Here is a 20,436-nt window from a genome sequence, read left to right on the forward strand (position 1 = left end):
ACAACTCAGGCCGTATGAGCACTTTTAAACTCCTAAAAACTCTCACTTCGCGCCGCCAGGTACTCAAAACAGGTCTGGCGGCCCTGACGCTGTCAGGTATGTCGCACGCAATAGCCAAAGAAGAAACGCTAAAAACCAGTAATGGTCACAGCAAACCCAAAACCAAAAAAACCGGCAGTAAACGGTTGGTGATGCTCGACCCCGGACACGGCGGCATCGATACCGGCGCGATTGGCCGCAACGGTTCTCAGGAAAAACACGTCGTACTGGCAATTGCCAAAAACGTACGCGCTATTTTGCGAAATCACGGAATCGATGCGCGTTTAACCCGGACAGGGGATACCTTTATTCCGCTGTACGATCGGGTGGAAATCGCCCATAAGCACGGCGCGGATCTGTTTATGTCCATTCATGCCGATGGTTTTACCAACCCGAAAGCGGCGGGCGCTTCCGTTTTTGCGCTTTCCAACCGCGGGGCCAGTAGCGCCATGGCGAAGTATCTCTCCGAGCGTGAAAACCGCGCGGACGAAGTGGCGGGTAAAAAAGCCACTGACCGGGATCATCTATTACAACAAGTTTTGTTTGATCTGGTGCAAACCGATACGATTAAAAACAGTCTGACGCTGGGTTCGCATATTCTCAAGAAAATCAAACCTATACATAAATTACACAGCCGCACTACCGAACAAGCGGCTTTCGTGGTGCTAAAATCACCGTCAATTCCGTCGGTACTGGTCGAAACCTCGTTTATTACCAATCCGGAAGAAGAACGCCTGCTGGGCACGACGGCGTTTCGCCAGAAAATCGCTACGGCGATCGCCAACGGCATCATCAGTTATTTTCACTGGTTTGATAATCAGAAAGCACACACGAAGAAACGGTAATCATGAAACCCGATGCACATCACGTAAAACAGTTTCTGCTACGCCTGCAGGATGATATTTGCCAAACGTTATCCGCTGTGGATGGCACAAACTTTGTCGAAGATAGCTGGCGACGCGAAGCGGGCGGCGGCGGACGTAGCCGGGTATTACGCAACGGCGGGATTTTCGAACAGGCGGGCGTTAATTTCTCTCACGTTCACGGCGATGCAATGCCCGCATCCGCCACCGCGCATCGGCCAGAACTGGCCGGGCGTAGCTTTGAAGCGATGGGCGTATCGCTGGTGGTGCATCCGCACAATCCGTATATTCCCACCAGCCATGCTAACGTGCGCTTTTTTATTGCCGAAAAACCGGGCGCCGATCCGGTGTGGTGGTTTGGCGGCGGGTTCGATTTAACGCCCTATTACGGCTTTGAAGAGGATGCCGTTCACTGGCATCGCACCGCCCGCGACCTGTGCCAGCCGTTTGGCGACGATGTGTATCCGCGTTATAAAAAGTGGTGCGACGACTACTTTTTCCTCAAGCATCGTAACGAGCAGCGCGGCGTTGGCGGCCTTTTTTTTGACGATTTGAATACGCCGGATTTCGACCACTGTTTTGCTTTTATGCAGGCGGTCGGTAACGGCTACACCGAGGCGTATTTACCGATTGTCGAACGACGCAAAGCGATGGTCTGGGGCGAGCGGGAGCGTAATTTTCAACTTTATCGCCGCGGTCGCTACGTGGAGTTCAATCTGGTATGGGACAGAGGCACCCTGTTTGGTCTGCAAACCGGCGGGCGCACTGAATCTATCCTGATGTCGATGCCGCCGCTGGTGCGCTGGGAATACGACTGGCAGCCAGAAGCGGGTAGCCCGGAAGCGGCGCTGAGCGAGTTTATTCAGGTACGCGACTGGATTTAAACACATATGACATTAAGGAAGTAGCAATGAACGCCCGCCTCATATCTGCGCCCTCATTATCCCCTGAAGAGCAAAAAAACAGGTTAGCTGAATTTTTTCGCGAATACTGGGGAACGCAACAAATAAACGATTACCATACAGATACAACGTTCCACGTGAACCATAAAAAACAGTATTGCGATCTACGATGGTCAGAAAAATATATTGATGTCGATTATTGGTGTAGCCGCGAAATACACCATAAAGAGTGGTCTAAGTTCCTGATCGCAATAACCACCGCACTGCATACCCCAATACCACCTTATTACCTTGATTTTAATGTTAAAGGGCGCCGAACAACTCTACGAAAAAGACATCGTCGCACAGAGAGTAAAATTGGATGTTTTATCTATCCTTATAAAGAAGATCCGGATGGGGGATGGGATTATAATGTTGACTGTCTGATGATTTACGAGTCCGATTTTGAGATACTGGCCGCTGGAATTAATAAGCTATACCCACGAAATCGTGAGGATAAATCCTTTGATTACACAAGCTGGAATGAATTTACGCTTGCTGAATGCGAGAAAATAATCTCGCACTGGCTGATAATTGCGCGCAGTAACGGAGAGTACGCTTCCTTTATTCAATATGTTATAGAATGGATACAACCGCTTCTGCATCAATATGATAGCATCATGATTGAAGGGAATTTATGATGCTTTACGGGTTTATCTGCCCCTTCTGCCAAACAACGGCAACGTCTTATCAGCAAACATAAACGCTCATCCTCATGACCTGATGACAAAACTGTTTTGCACGTTGTGCGCGCGGTTCCCCGGAGGCGGCGCTGGCGCGCCTTGTCCGGGCTACCAACCACAGACAGCAGCGAATCCGTAGGCCCGGTAAGGCGCCAGCCGCCACCGGGCAATTCCCGACACGCGCACGTTATCAGCAACCGGAGAGCCTACCCATCAATATCAAGCCCATTGCCGCATCCGTTGATGCAGCGTCAACGACGGTTTTTCGGCAAATAATTGCTGATAATCGGTGGCAAATTGCCCCAGATGCCAGAATCCCCACTGCATCGCGGCATCTTTGACCGTGGTGCTCTGCGACCACGGGCTAATCAGTTCCCGGCGTACCGCGTTTAAGCGAATACGTTTCAGCCACGCATTGGGGCCAATGCCCAAAATGGCGTGAAACGCATTTTGCAGCGTGCGGCGGCTAACGTGTAGCTGGTTACATAAGTCGAGCACTGTCAGCGGCTCCGACATATTTTCCAGCACATATTCCCGCGCCCGCGACAGTAGCCTACGATATCCCTGATGGCTGATGCTCTCGGCGCTATGAATCGGCTTCGCCTCTTCCAGCATCGTGCCCATCGCCAGCAACAAATTATCACTCAAGACCTTACGCACCGCAGGTTGATGCAGGGTTTCAGGACTCTCGCTAAAGGTGGCCAGCGCCTGCTGCACAAAGCCCCACAGCGCCGCTTTATGCTGCTCTTTTACCTCCAGCGCTAACTGGTTACGCAGCATATGCAGCACCCTTTCCGGGTTATGCAAAAACGTGGCCTGACGGGAAATAACATCTTCCGAGATAACGACGCCCAGAATGGTGTAATCATCCGGCGTGCTCAGTTCAAACTCGGTGCCTCCCGGTCGGGTGGCAATCTCGGCGCTGCCGAGCCCCTGCGCGCCGATAAATCCCTGTTCGCCGCGCGTCGCCGGAATACCAAACCAGAAAGAGTTTGGCCAAACCAGACACGACTGACGCAGCGCCAGGCCGGTGTATTCACGGAACACCTGAATCTCATCAAGCAGGATTTCCGTGAACTCGCCATGAAATTTACCCGGGTGTAACTGATCGTAGATCTGCTGCCAGGCGGTGATAGTCAGAGCATGTTCATAGACATCCGTCGTCCGTCGCTGATGAACATTGTCCACCTCGACTCTGGGCGTAAGTTTAACGTCTTCGGGTAACGCTTCATGATAAAGATGGTGCAAATTCGCTGTACGGGTCTTTTTCATGATCTTCTATGCCGGACGCCCGCCAGGATGCCCGGCCCTCCGACAGATTAATTTTTGATGCGATAGCGACTACTGCGTTTACGCAACGCTCCGTCAGAAAAGAGTTGTTCCAGCACGTTTCTGGCCTGCTCCAGCGGCCAGCCAAAATGCGCGGCAACCTCTCCCGCCGTCATTCCCTGGCGTACTGATGCCAGCAGCGCCAGTAACGCTTCAGCGAACTCAGGCGTTGCGGGTACCTGGGGCGCTTTCTCAGTCGGCGTTGTCGCACGCGCAAACCCGCCAATCAGCCACTGGGTGTCCTCTTCCGGACGACCAATTTCTTTGCGGCTAATCACACGGCCTGTGCGCTGCGCGGCGGCGCTTCCGGCATCCAGCGCCGCACGACACGCCGCCAGATCGCCCTCCACCACCAGCGTGAGCCTGCCAGGGTCGAGCACTTGATGACTGAGCAAACGCACGTTGGCCGCTTTCAGCATGGCATCCGCCGCATCGACGGCGGCGACCATTCCGTCCACTTCCAGTAATCCCAGGGCATTGATCATTGGCAGCCTCCGTTACGCACGCTGGACAGGGTTACGGGCGATATCCAGCACGGCGTCGGTAAAGGCATTGCAGGCGGCTTTACACGCGGCCTGGCTTCCCGTTAAGAACGCGGCCGAATAGTTGGTTTCCGACGGCGGCGGCACGTAAGTCACCAGCTGAACGTCAGCGGATTTCATCGCCGCGTCAATGCCGAATGTCGCTTCCAGCGGCGGCGCCACCAGGTAGGCCATTGGATCGCCCAGCGCGATACCTGCGGTAGACGAGAGGTACGAGCCGGTACGCGAAACCACATGCGCCAGGAATGCGGTATTTTCCGCATCGTTCGCCCACTGGAACGCCGCGCCGTTTTCAATGCTGGCGACCATTGCATCCAGACCGGCGCGGACTTCCGCCGGGTTCGGTCCGCCCAGCATAATCAACACCTCACCAGCGGTAGGCGACGGCCCGTGAGCCGCCCCGGCATAGAGGGAGCGGCCATAGACTACTTCCACCATCGCCTGTTTGGTCGCTTCGTCAGCGGCAATATAGGTCACATCATCAGAATCTGCCGTGATGAGTCCGAGGCTACGGATATGTGGCGGTAATTTAAGTTCCCGCGCAAAGCCGTCATTCACGGAGGCAATCACGCGCATGGCAGTTACTGAAGGTCGAATCAAATCTAATGCAGGCATGATGTCTCCTTAACGGGTCATGTTGATGCCGGACGCTTTCTGCTCCAGCATCCGTTTGGCCAAATCCACAATCACGGCGGCAGCTTCTACTGGCGGCGTCCCCCCCTGATGAATGTTTGAAATACAGGTTCTGTCGGCCTCGACGGTGGTCGCCACGCGCGGGGAATAGACGGCGTAGCAGGAGAGGCTTTCCGACTGCCCCAGCCCCGGACGTTCGCCCACCAGCAGGATGACGACCTTCGCGCCGAGAATTTCGCCAATCTGATCTTCAATCTTCACGCGGCCATAGCGCACAAAGAACGGCGTGCCGACGTTCAGCCCGGCCTGCTTCAGACCGGCAAGCAGCGGCGGCAGGATCTCTTCATAGTTGGCGGTGATCGCATCCGTAGAGAGGCCATCGGAGACCACTACCTGCACATCCGGGTTCATCACGCACTGTGACTTCAGCGCGTCAATGGCTTCCGGACTCAGGCGACGCCCCATATCCGGGCGCGTCAGGTACAGGTTTTTGTCGCTGATCTCCGAACGCACTTCCAGCAGCCCTTGCGCTTTTACCCACTCTTCCGGCACTTCTTTGAGCACGGTATCTTTCGAACGGGAGTGATCCGCCAGGAAGCGCAACAGCGCCTGGGTGCGCGGACGCGGCCCGGCACGACCCGTACAGACGCGTGCCGCAGTACTGCGACGCAGTTCGGTCAGCACGTCCGCACGATGCGGATTCTCGACGCCAATCCAGGCTTTTGCCTCCACGGAACCTAAATCCAGCGCGCAGCTTTCGGTCACCGTCGGCGCGGCGCACTGCGGCTTTACGCCTACCTGCGTTGACGGCGCGACGGGCTGCGGTACGTCCTGTCCCATTGACGCCATCACGCTACGTACAATTTCTTCAATCTGTTTTTGATCCATGGTGTTATCCCCGCGTCATCAGAAGAACAGTGACGGATCGCCCGCCCGTTTGGTCAGACGACCGTTTGCCATAATGCCCATCGTTTCTAGCCAGCGTTCAAACTCCGGCGACGGCCGTAAATTCAGCAACTGACGGACGGTGGCGGTATCGTGGAAAGCGGTGGTCTGGTAGTTGAGCATGATGTCGTCGCCGAGCGGCATCCCCATGATGTAGTTACAGCCGGCAGTGGCGAGCAGAATCATCAGGTTTTCGTTAAGGTTCTGGTCGGCGTCGGCATGGTTGGTATAGCAGCAGTCGCAGCCCATCGAGATGCCGCTCAGCTTGCCCATAAAGTGATCTTCGAGACCGGCGCGGATAATCTGCCTGTCGTTGTAGAGATATTCCGGCCCGATAAAGCCCACCACGGTGTTCACCAGGAACGGATCGTAGTGGCGAGCCAGCCCGTAGTTACGCGCTTCCATCGTCACCTGGTCGGCACCAAAGTTCGCGCCAGCAGAGAGCGCAGACCCTTGCCCGGTTTCAAAGTACAGGCAGTTTTCCCCGGCGATGCGGTTGAACTCCGCCCCCACAGCCCGCGCTTCGTCGAGCATCGCCAGCTCGACGCCGAACTCTTTTAAGCCCTTCTCGCTGCCGCAAATGCTCTGGAAAATCAGTCCGCCCGGCGCGCCGCGACGAATCGCTTCAATCTGGGTGGTGACGTGCGCCAGCACGCAGCCCTGGGTCGGAATATTGAATTTATCGATAACGCCGTAAACGGTGTCGAGCACGCGGGTCAGGTTCTCCACGTCATCGGTCACCGGGTTAACGCCGATCACCGCATCGCCCGCGCCGAAAGAAAGCCCTTCGTAGATTTGCGCGGCGATACTCTGTACATCGTCACGGGTATCGTTCGGCTGCAAACGGCAGCTAAAGGTGCCCGGAATACCGATGGTGGTATTGGCTTTTTTGATCACCGGCATTTTCTTGCCGCCGTAGATCAGGTCAGCGTTGGAGCAGATTTTCGCTACTGCCGCCACCACTTCGGAGGTCAGGCCTTTGCGGGTAAACGCGATGTCGTCCACGGAGGTTTCATCGCTCAGCACGTATTCACGCAGTTCGCTGATGCTCCAGTTTTTAATCCGGTTATAGGCCGTTTCGTTGACGTCGTCCTGAATCAGGCGCGTCACGCAGTCCTCTTCATAGGCAATCACCGGATTGTTGCGGATATCCGCCACCGTCATTTCCGACAGTACCTGTTTTGCCGCTACGCGCTCCTGCGAACTTGCCGCGGCAACCCCGGCCAGCACATCCCCCGAACGCAGTTCGTTGGCTTTAGCCAGTACCTCTTTTACATCCTTAAACTGATAAACATTGCCGAACAATGTGGTCTTTAGTTTCATAAGTCGTTCCCTCAGGAAGGAAATGCGAGTGATTTCACCGTCACCGGCACAACCGATCCGCCAAAAAGAGGCGTACCAATGTCGATATAGTCTCCCGCCCGCACGACCACCTCATCGATGACCGCCAGCGGAAGTTGCGGTAACTGTGGGCGCAATAACATGCCCAGCGCTTTACCAAAATCCTGCTCGGCCACCACCAGCAGGGGATGTGGATTGGGATAACGCGCGACAAAAGCCGTCAGCGCGTTGATGACCGTGAGTAATGCGGCGTAACGCACCGGGAGCGTGGCGGGAAGCGCCAGCACGTAAGCGTCGGTTTGCGGGTCGAGATCAAGCTGGAGAAGCGCCTGCCGCCAGGCGTTCACCAGATCGGCGTCATCCTGCGGGATCGCCACCGGCAGGTTGCGCAGCGGCAGTTGGACGTCTTCCAGCCAGATAGTACTGCCGGAAAGCGAGAGCGTATGGGCCCCCGCGCCAATCACCGTGGCGCGCACGGTTTGCGCCGGAAACTGCACGTTCATCTCGCGCAGACGCGGGTGCTCATGCAGCGCGGTCGCCAGCAGCGGCCCGATATCAGAAAAGCAGAACGGATCGGCAGGTTGATTGCGGTAGCATTCACCTACCCCACCGGAAAGGGTAATCACCTCCGGCGTAATATCGGCGGGCAGTAGCCCGGTTTGCATCAGCGATTGCGCCAGCGGCGAGAGCGCGCCAGTGATAACCTCGACGATGAGATCCGCCATCCGCCGCGCCACCTGCCCCAACTGTGCGGCAGCTAAGGCGCGAGCATCAGTACCCGAACCGAACACCTCATCGATAATCATCTGCCCCGGCTGGTGGGCATAAACCACGCGCCCCTGAGCGTCGGTTTCCAGCAGGCGACCACCGACGTTAAGGCAGGCGGTGCCGCTGACTTTTCCCGCGTCAAACAGCGCGTAGTTAGACGTGCCGCCGCCGATATCAATATTCAGCACCCGGCACATCCGCTGCTCAGACAAGCTTTGCGCTCCGGCGCCGTGACCGGCAATGACTGATTCCAGATGCGGCCCGGCGCTGGCGACCACAAAGTCGCCCAGCGACTGCGAGAGCGCCATGACCGCCGGACGGGCGTTGCGGGTTTTGGCGCTTTCGCCGGTGATAATGATAGCCCCGGAGTCCACCGATTCAGGCGCGATGCCTGCGGCCTGATACTGGGCCAGAATCAGCGCTTTAAGTTCGGCCTCTTTCAGACCGCCCTGCTTATCCACGGGCGTAAAGAAGACCGGGCTTTGCCAGCTAATGTCGCGTTTGATGAATTCGTAGCGCGGCACCTGCGACACCGCCGCACGGTTAACCAACTCCAGGCGCGAGAAGATCACCTGCGTGGTGGTGGTGCCGATATCGATACCGACGCTCAGTAGCTGGCGAGTGTTCACGATTGCGCCTCCACTTCGGTTTTCACCTGGGCGGCGTCATCTTTCGGCACCAGCATCATCGCCACGCCAATCGCCGTCACGCCGCCGATCAGCTTGCCAACGATCATCGGGAAGATCATGGCGTTCATGTTGGCGGCGGCGAAGCCTAAATGGTCGCCCAGCGCGAACGCCGCAGAGACGGCAAATGCGCAGTTAATCACTTTGCCGCGGGTATCCATCTGCTTCATCATGCCGAACATGGGGATATTGTTCGCCAGGGTCGCTACCATGCCTGCCGCCGCAATATTATTTACGTTCAGCAGTTTACCGACATTCATCAACGGTTTTTCAAACCAGCGAGTCAGTAATAGCACCATCGGATACGCGCCGAGCAGCACGCAGGAGATAGAGCCGATCACTTCAATGGCGCGCATCACTTCGCCGGGTTTGTCGCCTGGCGCCATAAAGATCGGGTCGAGTCCCGGAATCAACTCCCAACCCAACAGGAATTTAACCACCGCAGCTGCCAAGCCGATGGTGATCAGCGCCACCAGAAATTTGGCGAAAATCTGGAAACCGTTGATCATTTTTTCCGGGATGAACTTCAGCCCCAGCGCTACCAGCACCGCGACGATCAATACCGGGATCATGTTCATCAGGATCAGCGCGAAGGTAAACTCCACTGGCTGACCATTGATCTGCACGCCTGAGTACATGGCGATCAATCCCCCCGCAATGCAGCCAATGGGAATGGTGACGATACCCGCCAGTACGCCAAGTGCCAGGTAGCGGCGGTCAGACGGTTCGATAATGCCGAGCGCCACCGGAATGGAGAACACAATGGTCGGCCCCATCATCGACCCAAGGATTAACCCTGAGTATAGCCACGCCGCGACATCACCGCCGGCCAGCTCTTTGGCGAGGAAGAATCCGCCCATATCACAGGCCAGCAGCGTACCCGCGAACATGGATGGGTTCGCGCCCAGCATTTCGTATACCGGGATAATAACCGGCCCCAGTACATGCGCCAGCACCGGCGCCAGCGCGGTCATACCGACCATCGCCAGCCCCAGCGCGCCCATCGCCATAAAGCCCTCTTCAAACTGGCCGCCAGACCCCTCAATACTCTTACCGAATTTACCGAGGAAGCGCGCCGACCCGCCGAACTGCGACAGGATTCTGTCCACGGCGGCAATCAGCATAAAGAACATCATGATGTACATGATGATTTCGTTAATTCCCATAGCCCTTACTCCCTGCCATTTATGATTTGTAGGCCGGATAAGACGTTTACGTCGCCTCCGGCATTAACGCCGTGTTATTGCCGGATGGCGGTGCGAGCACCTTATCCGGCCTACAGGCATTACCCGGCAGCCGCGTACAGGTCGATAATCTGTGCCTGTGTGGCGGTGCGTGGGTTACTGCGCAGACAAATATCCTCCAGCGCGGCTTGCGCCCATGCGCTGTAGTGTTCGGGTTTGGCGCCAGCGTCAGCCAGCCGTTTGCTCTGCCCCACTTCGGCAATCAGCTCGCTCACCGCCGCAATCGCATCGCGATCGTCCGATTTCTTATTGGTTAGCGCCCGACCGATTTGACTGAAGCGTTCGCGGCATACCATCCGGTTAAAGCCCATGACCGTTGGCAGCAGCATAGCGTTGGCCTGGCCGTGCGGAATATGCAGCGCCGCCCCTGGCTGGTGCGCCATCGCATGACACAGCCCCAAACCGGCGCTGGAAAAGGCCATTCCCGCCATACAGGAGGCCAGTAACATATTTTCACGCGCCGCCAGATCGTGGCCGTAACCCACGGCTTTCGGCAGCGATTTGCCAATCATCGCTATCGCGCCAATCGCCAGGCTGTCGGTAAACGGCGTGGCGTTGAGCGCGCTGTAGGCCTCAATCGCATGCGTCAACGCATCGATACCGGTCATCGCCGTCACGTTTGGCGGAACGCCTTCGGTCACGGCAGCATCAAGAATCGCCACATCCGGCATTAGTGACGCGTGTGCCAGCACCTGCTTGCGCCCGCTGACCGCGTCGATAATCACCGTCACGTTGGTGGTTTCAGAACCGGTTCCGGCGGTGGTCGGCACCGCAATCAGCGGCAGACGCGGGCGTAATGTACTGCGCTCGGTCATGGCGCTCAGCGTCTGATCAGGGTTAGTCACCAGCAGGGCAACCGCTTTCGCCGCGTCCAACACCGAACCGCCGCCAAAGGCCACTACGCCATCGCACGCCGCCTCACGCAGTTGCGCCACCGCCGCGCAAACGTCGGTAATGCACGGCTCGCCTGGCGGACACGGCCAGACCGTCATCGCCACGCCTTTCATCGCCAGGCTGCGTGCCAGCGGCGCGGTCATTCCCGCCTGATGCAGGAAGCTGTCGACCATCACAAACAGATGGCTTACGCCCCGCGCTTGCGCTTCCTGTCCACAGGCGCCGAGCGCCCCAAGTCCGCACAGCGTGACCGGCGGTACGCTGAACGTTTTCACCCGTTGCAGATTCAGGGTGTCGAATGCCTGAAACAGCGCCGTCTGTAGTTCAGCTTGCATAGAGTCCCTCCGCTTTCGCTCTCCCGCTGTTGGCTATCGCCAGCGGGGTCATAAACAGGCTGTGCTGCGGTAAATGCACCTGTAACTCCGGGAAACGCTGGCGAAATAACGCCTCCACGCCCGGCTGCATACAGGAACCGCCCGCCAGCCATAAATCAGCAATTCCTTGCCCTTCAATGTGGCGAGCAACGATTTCCGCCATTTTTTCGTACACCGGCTTCACTACCGGCCAAATCTCCTGCGCATTGCTGCGCTTGTACTGTTCCGCCTCTTCCAGGGGAATACGGCGGTTGCCCGCCAGCGTCAGGGAGATATGGTGCCCGCCAGTGGCTTCATCGGCGGAGTAAGTCACCTTGCCCTGTTTGACGATGGCAATGCCGGTAGTACCGCCGCCAATATCCACCACGCCTGCATTATCAAGCGCCAGCAGATCCGCCACCGCCGTCGGCTCATCCAGTACGTGGCTGACTTCTAACCCAGCAGACTCCAGCACGTTGATCGAAATACGCGGGTCGGTGCCTGGCGGGAACGAGGTCGCCGCGTGGGTAAAGCGGCAGCCGAGCTGCTGTTCAAGGGTGTCGAGATGGCGGCGCACGAGGGTGACGGCGCCGAAGAAATCCCAGACGATGCCGTCACGCACAACGTCGGCCCAGTCAAGGCACACCGCCACCGGCTGGGCGTTGCCGTCGACCACCATCGACACCACGTCGCAAGTGCCCAAATCGACGCCCAGCCACAGCGGTGTGTCGCTGGCGGCGGGCGTCTGGTTACACAGGGCCGCCGCTTTTTGCAGTCTTGGGGTGAGCCAGAGTTGTTCGTCGTGCGCCATGAGTCATCCCTTATACAATGCGAAACGCATCCACCAGCACGCATCGACGCAGCCGCACAAAGGTACGCGCGCTGGTCACGCCTTCGCCGGTTGGCGTGGTGATGGTCATGGTGGTCCAGCCTTCTCCGCCCAATCCAAGCCCGGCAATGCACGGCCCGTTTTTGACGAAAATGCTGGTGTCGATGGCGTTCGCCATCTGGTTCATGTTGTCGATATTGCGCGAGTGCATCGCCGCCGTATGGTGGCAACCGCCTTCAAGTTGTACCGCCAGGGCGATGGCTTCTTCGACGTTGGCGACCCGCACCACCGGCAGTACCGGCATCATCATTTCAGTGACGGCAAACGGATGGTTAGCGGGCGTTTCCACAAACAGCAGGCGCGTTTGATCCGGGACGTTCAGGCCGATGGCTGCGGCGATCTTGCCCGCGTCACGACCGACCCAGTCACGGCTGACGGTGCCTTTACCGCGTTCATCGATATTCTTCAGTAGCACCGGCTGGAGCTGTTCGGCCTGAGCGGCGGTCAGTTTCACCGCATGTTGACCTTCCATCAGACGCATCAGCTCGTCGGCGACGCTATCCACCACAATCAGCACTTTTTCGTCAGCACAGATGATGTTGTTATCAAACGACGCGCCTTTGACGATGGATTGTGCAGCGCGAGGCAGGTCGGCGGTCTCATCCACCACCACCGGGGGATTACCGGCACCCGCGGCAATCAGGCGTTTATTAGTATGTTTGCGCGCCGCGTCCACCACCGCTTCGCCGCCGGTCACCACCAGCAGGCCAATACCGGGATACTTGAACAGCCGCTGGGCGGTTTCGATATCCGGGTTCGCCACGGTGACCAGCAAATTTTCCGGGCCGCCGGCGGCGACCACCGCCTGATTGAGGAGGGTGATTGCCCGCTGAGAGACCTTTTTCGCCGCCGGATGCGGAGCAAACACAACGCTGTTGCCTGCGGCAATCAGGCTGATGGCGTTATTAATCACCGTCGCTGCCGGATTGGTGGACGGCGTGACCGAGGCCACCACGCCCCACGGCGCATTTTCAATCAGCGTCAGGCCGTTATCGCCGGTCAGCACCTGCGGGGATAAACACTCGACGCCCGGCGTGCCGCGCGCCTGCGCCACGTTTTTAGCAAATTTATCGTCAACGCGTCCCATACCGGTTTCGCTGACGGCAAGTTCCGCTAATTCTCGGGCGTGTTTTTCGCCCGCTTCGCGAATGGCATGAATGGCAAGCTGGCGCATCGCCACGCTCTTCAGCCCCTGCTGGGCCCGTTTTGCTGCCGCCACTGCGTCATCCAGGGAGGCAAAAACGCCCATCTCATGAACAGTACTGGCCGGCTGGCTGCTGTCTTTCATTTTCAGCAGTACCGCTTTCACCACCTGTTCAATATCCTGTTGATTCATGATGTTCAGTCCTATTTATGGAAAACCACTTTCCCGCCAGCCACCACTTCATCGACGATGCCAATGACGCACAGATCGACCGGTGATAATTCGCTGCGATGCGCCTGGCGTGCGGAACTGCCGCTGACCAGCAGTACCCACTCTCCGGTTCCCGCCCCGATACTGTCGATAGCGACGGCACACTGCCCGTCGGGGTTGCCCTGGGCATCGATCATTTCCACCATCAGCAATTTGTCATGCGCCAGTCCCTGATGGCGGACGGTACATACGATTTGTCCTGTGACGACTGCCAGTTTCATATCCGCCTCCATGGATTGCCCGTTGGGTCGTAGGCCTTGAATCTGCGCACCATCAGGCAATGGCGCGCATTCATGCCGGATGGCGACGCTGCGCGTCTTATCCGGCCTACCATCAAATGTTGCTGTCGCCTTTGAAGCTGATCGGGAACACTTCTTCCAGATCGCCGTGCGGGCGTGGAATCACGTGTACAGAGACCAGCTCGCCAATGCGCTGCGCCGCAGCGGCGCCAGCATCGGTTGCGGCTTTGCACGCCGCCACGTCGCCACGCACCATGGCCGTACACAGGCCACCGCCAATCTGCTTCACGCCGACCAGCTTCACGCGTGCGGCTTTTACCATCGCATCTGAGGCCTCAATCAGCGCAACCAGGCCCCGGGTTTCAATCATTCCTAATGCTTCCATCGTGTTTTCCTCTCATTAAAGGGGTCCAGAACGGGACCGTTCATTCAACCAGTGTGTGTAAGCTGCGTTCGCGGCTCACGTCAGCCTGGCGCGGCACGGCTGCCACCAACGCCAGTTCGATAATTTCCTGCACGCTACACCCTCGGGAGAGGTCGTGAAGCGGCGCGGCAAGCCCCTGAATTAGCGGCCCAACAGCGCGATAGCCTCCCAGACGCTGAGCGATTTTGTAGCCAATATTGCCCGCCTCCAGCGACGGGAAAATCATCACGTTGGCGCGGCCTTGCAGCGGGCTGTCAGGCGCTTTTTGCGCGGCGACCTCCGGTACGAAAGCGGCGTCAAACTGCAATTCACCGTCCACAAGCAGTTGCGGCGCACGTTCGCGAACGAGCTCTGTCGCCTGCTGCACGTTGGCAACATTGGGGTGACGGGCGCTGCCGTTGCTTGAAAATGACAGCATCGCCACGCGCGGCTCTTCGCCGGTAATGGCCTGCCAGGTGTCGGCGCTGGCGATAGCGATATCCGCCAGCTGCGCCGCCGTCGGCTGCGGCACTACGCTGCAATCGGCGAACCCTAATGCCGGACCGGCATACTGCGGCAGCATCAGGAAAATAGACGACAATGTTTTGCACCCGGGTTGCAGGCCAATCCCCCGCAGCCCTGCGCGCAGCACATTCGCCGTTGACGACAGGTTGCCTGCGATACACACATCAGCCTCACCGGCGCTCACCATGGCGGCAGCGAACATTAGCGGGTCGCTAAGCTTTTCCACTGCGTCCGGCGGCGTTTTTTCTCCGGCACGGGCAAGCCAGCGTTGCGCAAAACGCTGGCGCATACTCAGGTTGCTGTGTGGGTCGATGACCTGAATGCCATCCATCGCCATACGATGACTCAGGGCAAACTGACGCAGCGCAAACGGACTGGCGACCAGAACGGGGCGAGCCAGACCGTACTGTTGCAGGTAATGCGCCGCTTTCAGCACGCGTTCGTCCAGCGCATCGGGAAAGACGACTCTGGCGGGGGCGCGTACCGCCAGTTCGCGGGCGCGTTCAATGATCATGGCTTCTCTCCCAACCGTTGTTGAATTTGGGCGACCGTCAGCGGATGTTTCGCCACGCTCAAAATCATCATCACGTAAACCGTGCTGGAGAGTCGGTTCAGCGCCTGTAAAATGTCCGGGCGCAAGACCTCAAAACTACGGGTAATAAACACTTGTGCGGCGAGGGTTTCCGTTTCGCGGACTTTGGTTCGCAGGAGATTAAGCAGCGCCGCATCGCGACCGTGGCTGGCCTCCGGCACCAGGTGATCGTGGTCGAGATAGCGCAGCGGCTGGTGGGAAAGCCGATGCAGCTCATCCTCGTTCAGCCCGACGATAGACTGCGCCGCCAGCGGTTCATCTATAGCGTCGGCGCGCATAATGTTGCCCAGCCGCGACCGGATATCGAAAAGCCACGGCTGCCAGGGTTCCGCCAGTTCGATTTGTAGCCACACGGTCAGCGCGATGGCGCTGTCGAGCGCGGCGCGAAAGCCGAGGCGCGGGTCGCTTTTGGCGACCATTTTGTCCGCCGTCAGATGGGTCAGCGTATCGGGCTTTTTCACCACCGGCTGGCGGCACAGTTCACAGCAGGCCTGTGGGTGCGTATCGCTACTGGTTAAGCCATGTACCGGCTGCGGCTGCTGTTCGTCATCATCGACAAACAGCCGGCCTTGCTGATCCAGAAACTTAATGCGCAGGCGGCGGCTTTCCAGCAGTTCCCGGGCCGAGGGCGTCAGTCGTGCATCAGCGGGCAGATGGATTTCCGATCCTTCGCTGAGCGTATGATTCGCTCTGAGCCACGTTTCGGTGATGAAATCGTTCATACGGATTGCCAGTTCGCAGGCCAGGCGACGTACAGAAAGCGCACGGACGTTGGCGTGCCAAATTCAATGCTGGAGCCTTTAGGGATGAACATGACATCTCCGGCTTTGGCAATCATGGTTTCGCCTTCATGGCGTACGTGCAGTTCGCCCTCCAGCACCATGTCGATTTCGTCGTAGTTCAGCGTCCACGGGAAAAAGGCGTTGTCCCACTGCATAAACCCGGCGGCCATGCTGCTGCCGTCCTGCTCTGTAACCAGATCGGTTAAGCCGACGCAGTGCGGTTCGGCGCCGTCGAAGCGGCCAAATTTCACGCTGCTGCCGTTAATGACTTTCACGCCGCCTTTACCCGTGACGGAGGTAAAGCTCGGCTGCATCGTCCCCAGTTCCAGCGACTGCTTTTCCTTGAGCACTTTTTCCATCAGCTGCGCCACCAGGCTTTCAGTAAACTGCCCTTCCGGGAGCTGCGCGATGATGGCTTCCCGAATGCGCTGGCTTTCGCTTTTACACGCCTGCGCCGATGTGGATGCCGGGACGGACTCGTCGCATTCGGTAATCGTGAATCCCAGTAGTTCCGCCACTTCGCGAGCCTCCGGGGTAATAATGCTGGCGCGCAGCACTACCGACATCGCCTGTTCGCCGCGGGCGTGGGCCGCACGAATATCGTTAGCTGTGATAAGTTTTTTCACCTGCCTCTTCCTCCTGTTGACTGAGAGCCGCCAGATAATCCACCAACTGCCGCACGCTTTGCGGGTCGTGGCCGTTGAGCTCGAAAATCGGCTCCCGGAATCCAATTTCGCAAAGCAACTGCCGCGTAGCGGCGACGTCGGCATCCGGCATGTCCGTTTTGCTGATAACGGCGATATGTCGTTTACGGGTTCCAACATCCAATAACCCGGCAGGTAAGCGACTTTCTTTATCGTTTGCCGCGTGGACATAAATCAGCGTGTCCACATCCTGCAACGTGGTAATTAAGGCGTGATACCAACGGGGATGGCTAAAATATTCACCTGGCGTATCGATATCGCCATGATCATTAAATTCCACGGCCTGTGTTTTTCTGGCGAGGAAATAATTTCCCCGTAACGCGTTAAAAAGCGTTGTCTTTCCGGCACCGACCGCGCCGACAAAAGCAATACGTTTCATTACCGCCACCAATTAACTTTTTGTTAACTCACACAGGGTAAAGTTTAATAATCGCCCCAGCCCGCTGACCGTCTGTAATAGCGCTTCTTCTACTGCGCCGACGGTGCCATAAATCACCAGCGCGCCGCTAAATCTGTCGAGAAAACCGATGTGTACATCCGCAGCCTTCATCGCTAAATCGCCAGCGATCATGGCCGTTTCCCCCGGCGTTAAGGTCATAATGCCAATCGCGCCGGCATCGGGAACGCCGATCTTTTTCGCCAGTTCTTCACCAGGGTGCGCAATGAGATGCGCCAGCGTGACCTGTTTGCCCGGCACAAATTCCTGAATAATGCGTTCTTTATTCATTGCTCACCGTCTCCACTGAAACTGCCGTCATCGTGGCAATTTTTTGTCGGAGTAAATAACAAAATTCGGCAAGGTGATGTAAAAGGTGAGGTAGATCACTAAGAGAAAGAAAATAAAAGTGACTTCTGTCGAAGGTGTTAACGATAAATATCGTGGTACATCACATTTTCAGGCGTCATTCTGAATTTAAACCTGTTCCGCAATAAATACCCACCGGCTATTCTTTGCATTACTACTATTGATAAAAATAATGCGTATCACTCGATTTGTGCATAGTACAGATTCAGTGAAATAAGTAGGGGTAACGCAATAGGTTCCAGAATATCCCCACCCGAGCCTTTCATGCCATGGCGAAGCCCAGCGGCGCATAAAAAAAGCGCAGGAGAACCTGCGCCAGAAGAGAGAGTAATGCGTTATTAAAGCGGCGTGGTTTGCGCTTCAACTACCGCTAACGCCACCATATTCACGATACGGCGTACAGAGGCGATCGGCGTTAATACATGTACCGGTTTAGACACGCCCATCAGGACCGGGCCGACCGTGACGCCTTCGGAACTGGAGACGCGGAGTAAGTTGTAACTAATGCGGGCGGCTTCCATATTCGGCATCACCAGAATATTGGCGGCTCCCTTCAGCGGGCTATCCGGCATCCGGTCATTACGAATACTTTCCACCAACGCTGCATCACCGTGCATCTCACCGTCAATCATCAGATCGGGCGCTCGTTCGCGTACCCGCTCAAGGGTTTCGCGCATTTTGCTGGCGGACAGCGAATTTGAGGAACCAAAGTTAGAGTGCGACAACAGCGCGACTTTCGGCTCAATACCAAAGCGGCGAACGGTTTCCGCCGCCATTACGGTGATCTCCGCCAACTGTTCCGGCGTGGGATCTTCGTTAACATAAGTATCGGCGATAAAAGTGTTGCCGCTTGGCAGCAGTAAGGCGTTCATCGCCCCTGCCGTATGCACGCCGTCACGGTAGCCAAAGACGGCTTTCACGACGCTGAAATGCTCATGGTAGTCGCCGATGGTGCCGCAGATCATCGCATCCGCTTCCCCACGCTGCACCATGATCGCGCCAATGGCCGTATGGTTGCCGATCATCGCACGCTGCGCCTGTTCCTGAGTTACCCCGCGACGCTTCATGATCTGGTAATACTCGCTCCAGTACTCTTTGAAGCGCGGATCGGATTCATTATTCACGATCTCGAAATCAACGCCCGCTTTGATCTGTAGCCCCAGTTTCTGGATACGCATTTCGATCACGCTCGGACGCCCGATCAGGATGGGCTTCGCCAGCCCCAGGGTTATCAACTCCTGGGTTGCGTGCAGCACGCGCGCCTCTTCCCCTTCCGGCAGCACTACGCGCTTCGGATCTTTGCGTGCCTGCGAGAAGATCGGCTTCATGAACAGGTTGGTTTTGTAGACAAACTCGGTCAGTTTATCGATATAGGCATCAAAGTCAGCAATCGGGCGCGTCGCCACGCCGGAATCCATTGCCGCTTTCGCGACCGCCGGAGCGATTTTGACAATCAGACGCGGATCGAACGGTTTCGGAATAATGTATTCCGGCCCAAAGCTCAGGTCCTGATCGCCATAGGCCGAGGCCACCACTTCGCTCTGTTCGGCGTGCGCCAGCTCGGCAATCGCACGGACCGCCGCCAGTTTCATCTCTTCGTTGATCGCCGTCGCGCCAACGTCCAGTGCGCCGCGGAAGATAAACGGGAAGCACAATACGTTGTTCACCTGGTTCGGATAGTCGGAACGACCGGTACAGATGATGGCGTCCGGACGCACTTCTTTCGCCAGCGGCGGCAGAATTTCCGGTTCCGGGTTGGCCAGCGCCAGAATCATTGGCGCGCGGGCCATTTTCTTCACCATCTCCTGAGTCAGCACTTTCGGGCCTGAACAGCCGAGGAAAATATCCGCGCCGTCAATGACCTCATCCAGCGTGCGCTTGCCGCTGTCGTCTACCGCATAGGCCGCTTTGGTCTCTGCCATATTCGGCTCACGGCCTTTGTAAATAACGCCCTTAGAGTCGCACACCACAATGTTGTGCTTTTGCATCCCCAACGCGACCAGCAGGTTCATACAAGCGATTGCCGCCGCCCCTGCGCCGGAGACGACCATCCGCACGTCGGAAATATTTTTCTCTACGACTCGCAGGCCATTAAGAATGGCGGCCGTACTGATGATCGCCGTTCCGTGCTGATCGTCATGGAAAACCGGGATGTTCATGCGCTCGCGCAGTTTCTGTTCAATATAGAAACATTCCGGCGCTTTAATGTCTTCGAGGTTAATGCCGCCAAAGGTCGGCTCCAGCGCCGCGACCACGTTGATAAATTTGTCCGGGTCAAGCTCATCGACTTCAATGTCAAACACATCGATGCCGGCGAATTTTTTAAACAGAACGCCTTTGCCTTCCATGACCGGCTTGCCGGCCAGCGCGCCAATGTTGCCTAACCCCAGCACCGCTGTACCGTTGGAAATGACCGCGACAAGGTTGCCGCGCGCGGTGTATTTGTAGGCTGCCAGCGGATCTTTTTCGATTTCCAGGCAGGGCGCCGCCACGCCTGGCGAGTAAGCCAACGCCAGATCGCGTTGGGTGGCAAGGGGCTTAGTCGGAGAAACCTGAATTTTACCGGGTACCGGAAATTCGTGGAAATCAAGGGCGCTTTGTTTTAACTGCTCATCCATCTTGTTGTTCCTTTCACGTATCGTTCAAAAAGTGACGCGGCCTGGTGCGCCGCACATTATCACCGTACTGCGCAACACAAACTTTGAAGGTCTGCAAACTATCACGACGCGGCGCAAGAGTTTGTTATCAACTTATAACGGCCATGTTACCTGCTTATACCAGCAATACCATGCCTGTCTGCTATGCTTTTTGGTTATGTAGTG

At 57.1% G+C, this 20,436-nt stretch carries 21 protein-coding genes; 3 read left to right on the forward strand and 18 right to left on the reverse strand.

The window, feature by feature from the left end:
- Window positions 1-14 precede the first annotated feature (14 nt).
- Genes amiA through J4645_RS17510 form a run of 3 tightly spaced genes read left to right on the forward strand, consistent with a single transcriptional unit; the run spans window position 15 to window position 2,484 of the window.
- On the forward strand, window positions 15-884 hold the full coding sequence (gene amiA / locus J4645_RS17500; RefSeq protein ID WP_000102880.1) for an N-acetylmuramoyl-L-alanine amidase AmiA: 870 nt from the start codon (window positions 15-17) through the stop codon (window positions 882-884).
- Window positions 885-886: 2 nt separating this feature from the next.
- The gene (gene hemF / locus J4645_RS17505) at window positions 887-1,786 is read left to right on the forward strand and encodes an oxygen-dependent coproporphyrinogen oxidase (RefSeq protein WP_023215410.1); all 900 of its coding nucleotides are present in this window, start codon (window positions 887-889) and stop codon (window positions 1,784-1,786) included.
- 26 nt (window positions 1,787-1,812) lie between these two features.
- On the forward strand, window positions 1,813-2,484 hold the full coding sequence (locus J4645_RS17510) for a hypothetical protein (RefSeq protein WP_023207719.1): 672 nt from the start codon (window positions 1,813-1,815) through the stop codon (window positions 2,482-2,484).
- A 261-nt stretch (window positions 2,485-2,745) separates the two neighbouring features.
- Here the strand turns inward: J4645_RS17510 and eutR are convergent, their stop codons facing one another.
- The 18 genes from eutR to maeB form a co-directional block, all read right to left on the reverse strand.
- Window positions 2,746-3,798: an HTH-type transcriptional regulator EutR gene (gene eutR, locus J4645_RS17515; protein WP_000753666.1), complete on the reverse strand. Its 1,053-nt coding sequence runs from the start codon at window positions 3,796-3,798 to the stop codon at window positions 2,746-2,748.
- Window positions 3,799-3,845: 47 nt separating this feature from the next.
- A complete protein-coding gene (eutK, locus tag J4645_RS17520) occupies window positions 3,846-4,340 on the reverse strand; it encodes an ethanolamine utilization microcompartment protein EutK (RefSeq protein WP_000606266.1) in 495 nt (164 codons plus the stop codon).
- Window positions 4,341-4,352: 12 nt separating this feature from the next.
- The gene (gene eutL, locus J4645_RS17525) at window positions 4,353-5,012 is read right to left on the reverse strand and encodes an ethanolamine utilization microcompartment protein EutL (RefSeq protein WP_001111056.1); all 660 of its coding nucleotides are present in this window, start codon (window positions 5,010-5,012) and stop codon (window positions 4,353-4,355) included.
- Between the two features lie 9 nt (window positions 5,013-5,021).
- Window positions 5,022-5,918 (reverse strand): ethanolamine ammonia-lyase subunit EutC, encoded by an 897-nt coding sequence (gene eutC / locus J4645_RS17530; protein WP_023215019.1) that lies wholly within the window; start codon window positions 5,916-5,918, stop codon window positions 5,022-5,024.
- Between the two features lie 18 nt (window positions 5,919-5,936).
- The gene (gene eutB / locus J4645_RS17535; RefSeq protein ID WP_000769990.1) at window positions 5,937-7,298 is read right to left on the reverse strand and encodes an ethanolamine ammonia-lyase subunit alpha; all 1,362 of its coding nucleotides are present in this window, start codon (window positions 7,296-7,298) and stop codon (window positions 5,937-5,939) included.
- Window positions 7,299-7,309: 11 nt separating this feature from the next.
- Window positions 7,310-8,713, reverse strand: coding sequence for an ethanolamine ammonia-lyase reactivating factor EutA (eutA, locus tag J4645_RS17540; protein ID WP_001097518.1), 1,404 nt, complete (start codon window positions 8,711-8,713; stop codon window positions 7,310-7,312).
- Window positions 8,710-9,936 (reverse strand): ethanolamine utilization protein EutH, encoded by a 1,227-nt coding sequence (eutH, locus tag J4645_RS17545; RefSeq protein ID WP_000512360.1) that lies wholly within the window; start codon window positions 9,934-9,936, stop codon window positions 8,710-8,712. The genes eutA and eutH overlap by 4 nt, the downstream gene beginning before the upstream one ends.
- Window positions 9,937-10,055: 119 nt before the next feature.
- The gene (gene eutG / locus J4645_RS17550) at window positions 10,056-11,243 is read right to left on the reverse strand and encodes an ethanolamine utilization ethanol dehydrogenase EutG (protein ID WP_001147505.1); all 1,188 of its coding nucleotides are present in this window, start codon (window positions 11,241-11,243) and stop codon (window positions 10,056-10,058) included.
- Window positions 11,233-12,072, reverse strand: coding sequence for an ethanolamine utilization protein EutJ (gene eutJ, locus J4645_RS17555; RefSeq protein WP_000929675.1), 840 nt, complete (start codon window positions 12,070-12,072; stop codon window positions 11,233-11,235). Before eutJ ends, eutG begins: the two co-directional genes overlap by 11 nt.
- 10 nt (window positions 12,073-12,082) lie before the next feature.
- Window positions 12,083-13,486: an aldehyde dehydrogenase family protein gene (locus tag J4645_RS17560; protein ID WP_001075640.1), complete on the reverse strand. Its 1,404-nt coding sequence runs from the start codon at window positions 13,484-13,486 to the stop codon at window positions 12,083-12,085.
- A gap of 11 nt (window positions 13,487-13,497) precedes the next feature.
- Window positions 13,498-13,785 (reverse strand): ethanolamine utilization microcompartment protein EutN, encoded by a 288-nt coding sequence (eutN, locus tag J4645_RS17565; protein WP_001522340.1) that lies wholly within the window; start codon window positions 13,783-13,785, stop codon window positions 13,498-13,500.
- A 112-nt stretch (window positions 13,786-13,897) separates the two neighbouring features.
- Entirely contained in the window at window positions 13,898-14,188 is a 291-nt protein-coding gene (eutM, locus tag J4645_RS17570) for an ethanolamine utilization microcompartment protein EutM (RefSeq protein ID WP_000387716.1), read from the reverse strand.
- 40 nt (window positions 14,189-14,228) lie between these two features.
- A complete protein-coding gene (pta, locus tag J4645_RS17575) occupies window positions 14,229-15,245 on the reverse strand; it encodes a phosphate acetyltransferase (RefSeq protein WP_001528591.1) in 1,017 nt (338 codons plus the stop codon).
- A complete protein-coding gene (gene eutT, locus J4645_RS17580; protein ID WP_000997661.1) occupies window positions 15,242-16,045 on the reverse strand; it encodes an ethanolamine utilization cob(I)yrinic acid a,c-diamide adenosyltransferase EutT in 804 nt (267 codons plus the stop codon). The genes pta and eutT overlap by 4 nt, the downstream gene beginning before the upstream one ends.
- Window positions 16,042-16,731: an ethanolamine utilization acetate kinase EutQ gene (gene eutQ, locus J4645_RS17585; protein ID WP_000733869.1), complete on the reverse strand. Its 690-nt coding sequence runs from the start codon at window positions 16,729-16,731 to the stop codon at window positions 16,042-16,044. Before eutQ ends, eutT begins: the two co-directional genes overlap by 4 nt.
- On the reverse strand, window positions 16,709-17,188 hold the full coding sequence (gene eutP, locus J4645_RS17590) for an ethanolamine utilization acetate kinase EutP (protein ID WP_023215020.1): 480 nt from the start codon (window positions 17,186-17,188) through the stop codon (window positions 16,709-16,711). Before eutP ends, eutQ begins: the two co-directional genes overlap by 23 nt.
- Before the next feature lie 12 nt (window positions 17,189-17,200).
- Entirely contained in the window at window positions 17,201-17,536 is a 336-nt protein-coding gene (gene eutS, locus J4645_RS17595; protein WP_001031445.1) for an ethanolamine utilization microcompartment protein EutS, read from the reverse strand.
- Window positions 17,537-17,952: 416 nt separating this feature from the next.
- Window positions 17,953-20,232: an NADP-dependent oxaloacetate-decarboxylating malate dehydrogenase gene (gene maeB, locus J4645_RS17600; protein ID WP_000344300.1), complete on the reverse strand. Its 2,280-nt coding sequence runs from the start codon at window positions 20,230-20,232 to the stop codon at window positions 17,953-17,955.
- Window positions 20,233-20,436 lie beyond the last annotated feature (204 nt).

The organism is Salmonella sp. 32082101201600294FB01SM01, from assembly GCF_017572865.1.
Taxonomy (GTDB): Bacteria; Pseudomonadota; Gammaproteobacteria; order Enterobacterales; family Enterobacteriaceae; genus Salmonella; species Salmonella enterica.

Coding starts and splice junctions, on each gene's coding strand:
- amiA (WP_000102880.1), top strand. CDS start 15: ATGAGCACTTTTAAACTCCTAAAAACTCTCACTTCGCGCCGCCAGGTA.
- hemF (WP_023215410.1), top strand. CDS start 887: ATGAAACCCGATGCACATCACGTAAAACAGTTTCTGCTACGCCTGCAG.
- J4645_RS17510 (WP_023207719.1), top strand. CDS start 1,813: ATGAACGCCCGCCTCATATCTGCGCCCTCATTATCCCCTGAAGAGCAA.
- eutR (WP_000753666.1), bottom strand. CDS start 3,798: ATGAAAAAGACCCGTACAGCGAATTTGCACCATCTTTATCATGAAGCG.
- eutK (WP_000606266.1), bottom strand. CDS start 4,340: ATGATCAATGCCCTGGGATTACTGGAAGTGGACGGAATGGTCGCCGCC.
- eutL (WP_001111056.1), bottom strand. CDS start 5,012: ATGCCTGCATTAGATTTGATTCGACCTTCAGTAACTGCCATGCGCGTG.
- eutC (WP_023215019.1), bottom strand. CDS start 5,918: ATGGATCAAAAACAGATTGAAGAAATTGTACGTAGCGTGATGGCGTCA.
- eutB (WP_000769990.1), bottom strand. CDS start 7,298: ATGAAACTAAAGACCACATTGTTCGGCAATGTTTATCAGTTTAAGGAT.
- eutH (WP_000512360.1), bottom strand. CDS start 9,936: ATGGGAATTAACGAAATCATCATGTACATCATGATGTTCTTTATGCTG.
- eutG (WP_001147505.1), bottom strand. CDS start 11,243: ATGCAAGCTGAACTACAGACGGCGCTGTTTCAGGCATTCGACACCCTG.
- eutJ (WP_000929675.1), bottom strand. CDS start 12,072: ATGGCGCACGACGAACAACTCTGGCTCACCCCAAGACTGCAAAAAGCG.
- J4645_RS17560 (WP_001075640.1), bottom strand. CDS start 13,486: ATGAATCAACAGGATATTGAACAGGTGGTGAAAGCGGTACTGCTGAAA.
- eutN (WP_001522340.1), bottom strand. CDS start 13,785: ATGAAACTGGCAGTCGTCACAGGACAAATCGTATGTACCGTCCGCCAT.
- eutM (WP_000387716.1), bottom strand. CDS start 14,188: ATGGAAGCATTAGGAATGATTGAAACCCGGGGCCTGGTTGCGCTGATT.
- pta (WP_001528591.1), bottom strand. CDS start 15,245: ATGATCATTGAACGCGCCCGCGAACTGGCGGTACGCGCCCCCGCCAGA.
- eutT (WP_000997661.1), bottom strand. CDS start 16,045: ATGAACGATTTCATCACCGAAACGTGGCTCAGAGCGAATCATACGCTC.
- eutP (WP_023215020.1), bottom strand. CDS start 17,188: ATGAAACGTATTGCTTTTGTCGGCGCGGTCGGTGCCGGAAAGACAACG.
- eutS (WP_001031445.1), bottom strand. CDS start 17,536: ATGAATAAAGAACGCATTATTCAGGAATTTGTGCCGGGCAAACAGGTC.
- maeB (WP_000344300.1), bottom strand. CDS start 20,232: ATGGATGAGCAGTTAAAACAAAGCGCCCTTGATTTCCACGAATTTCCG.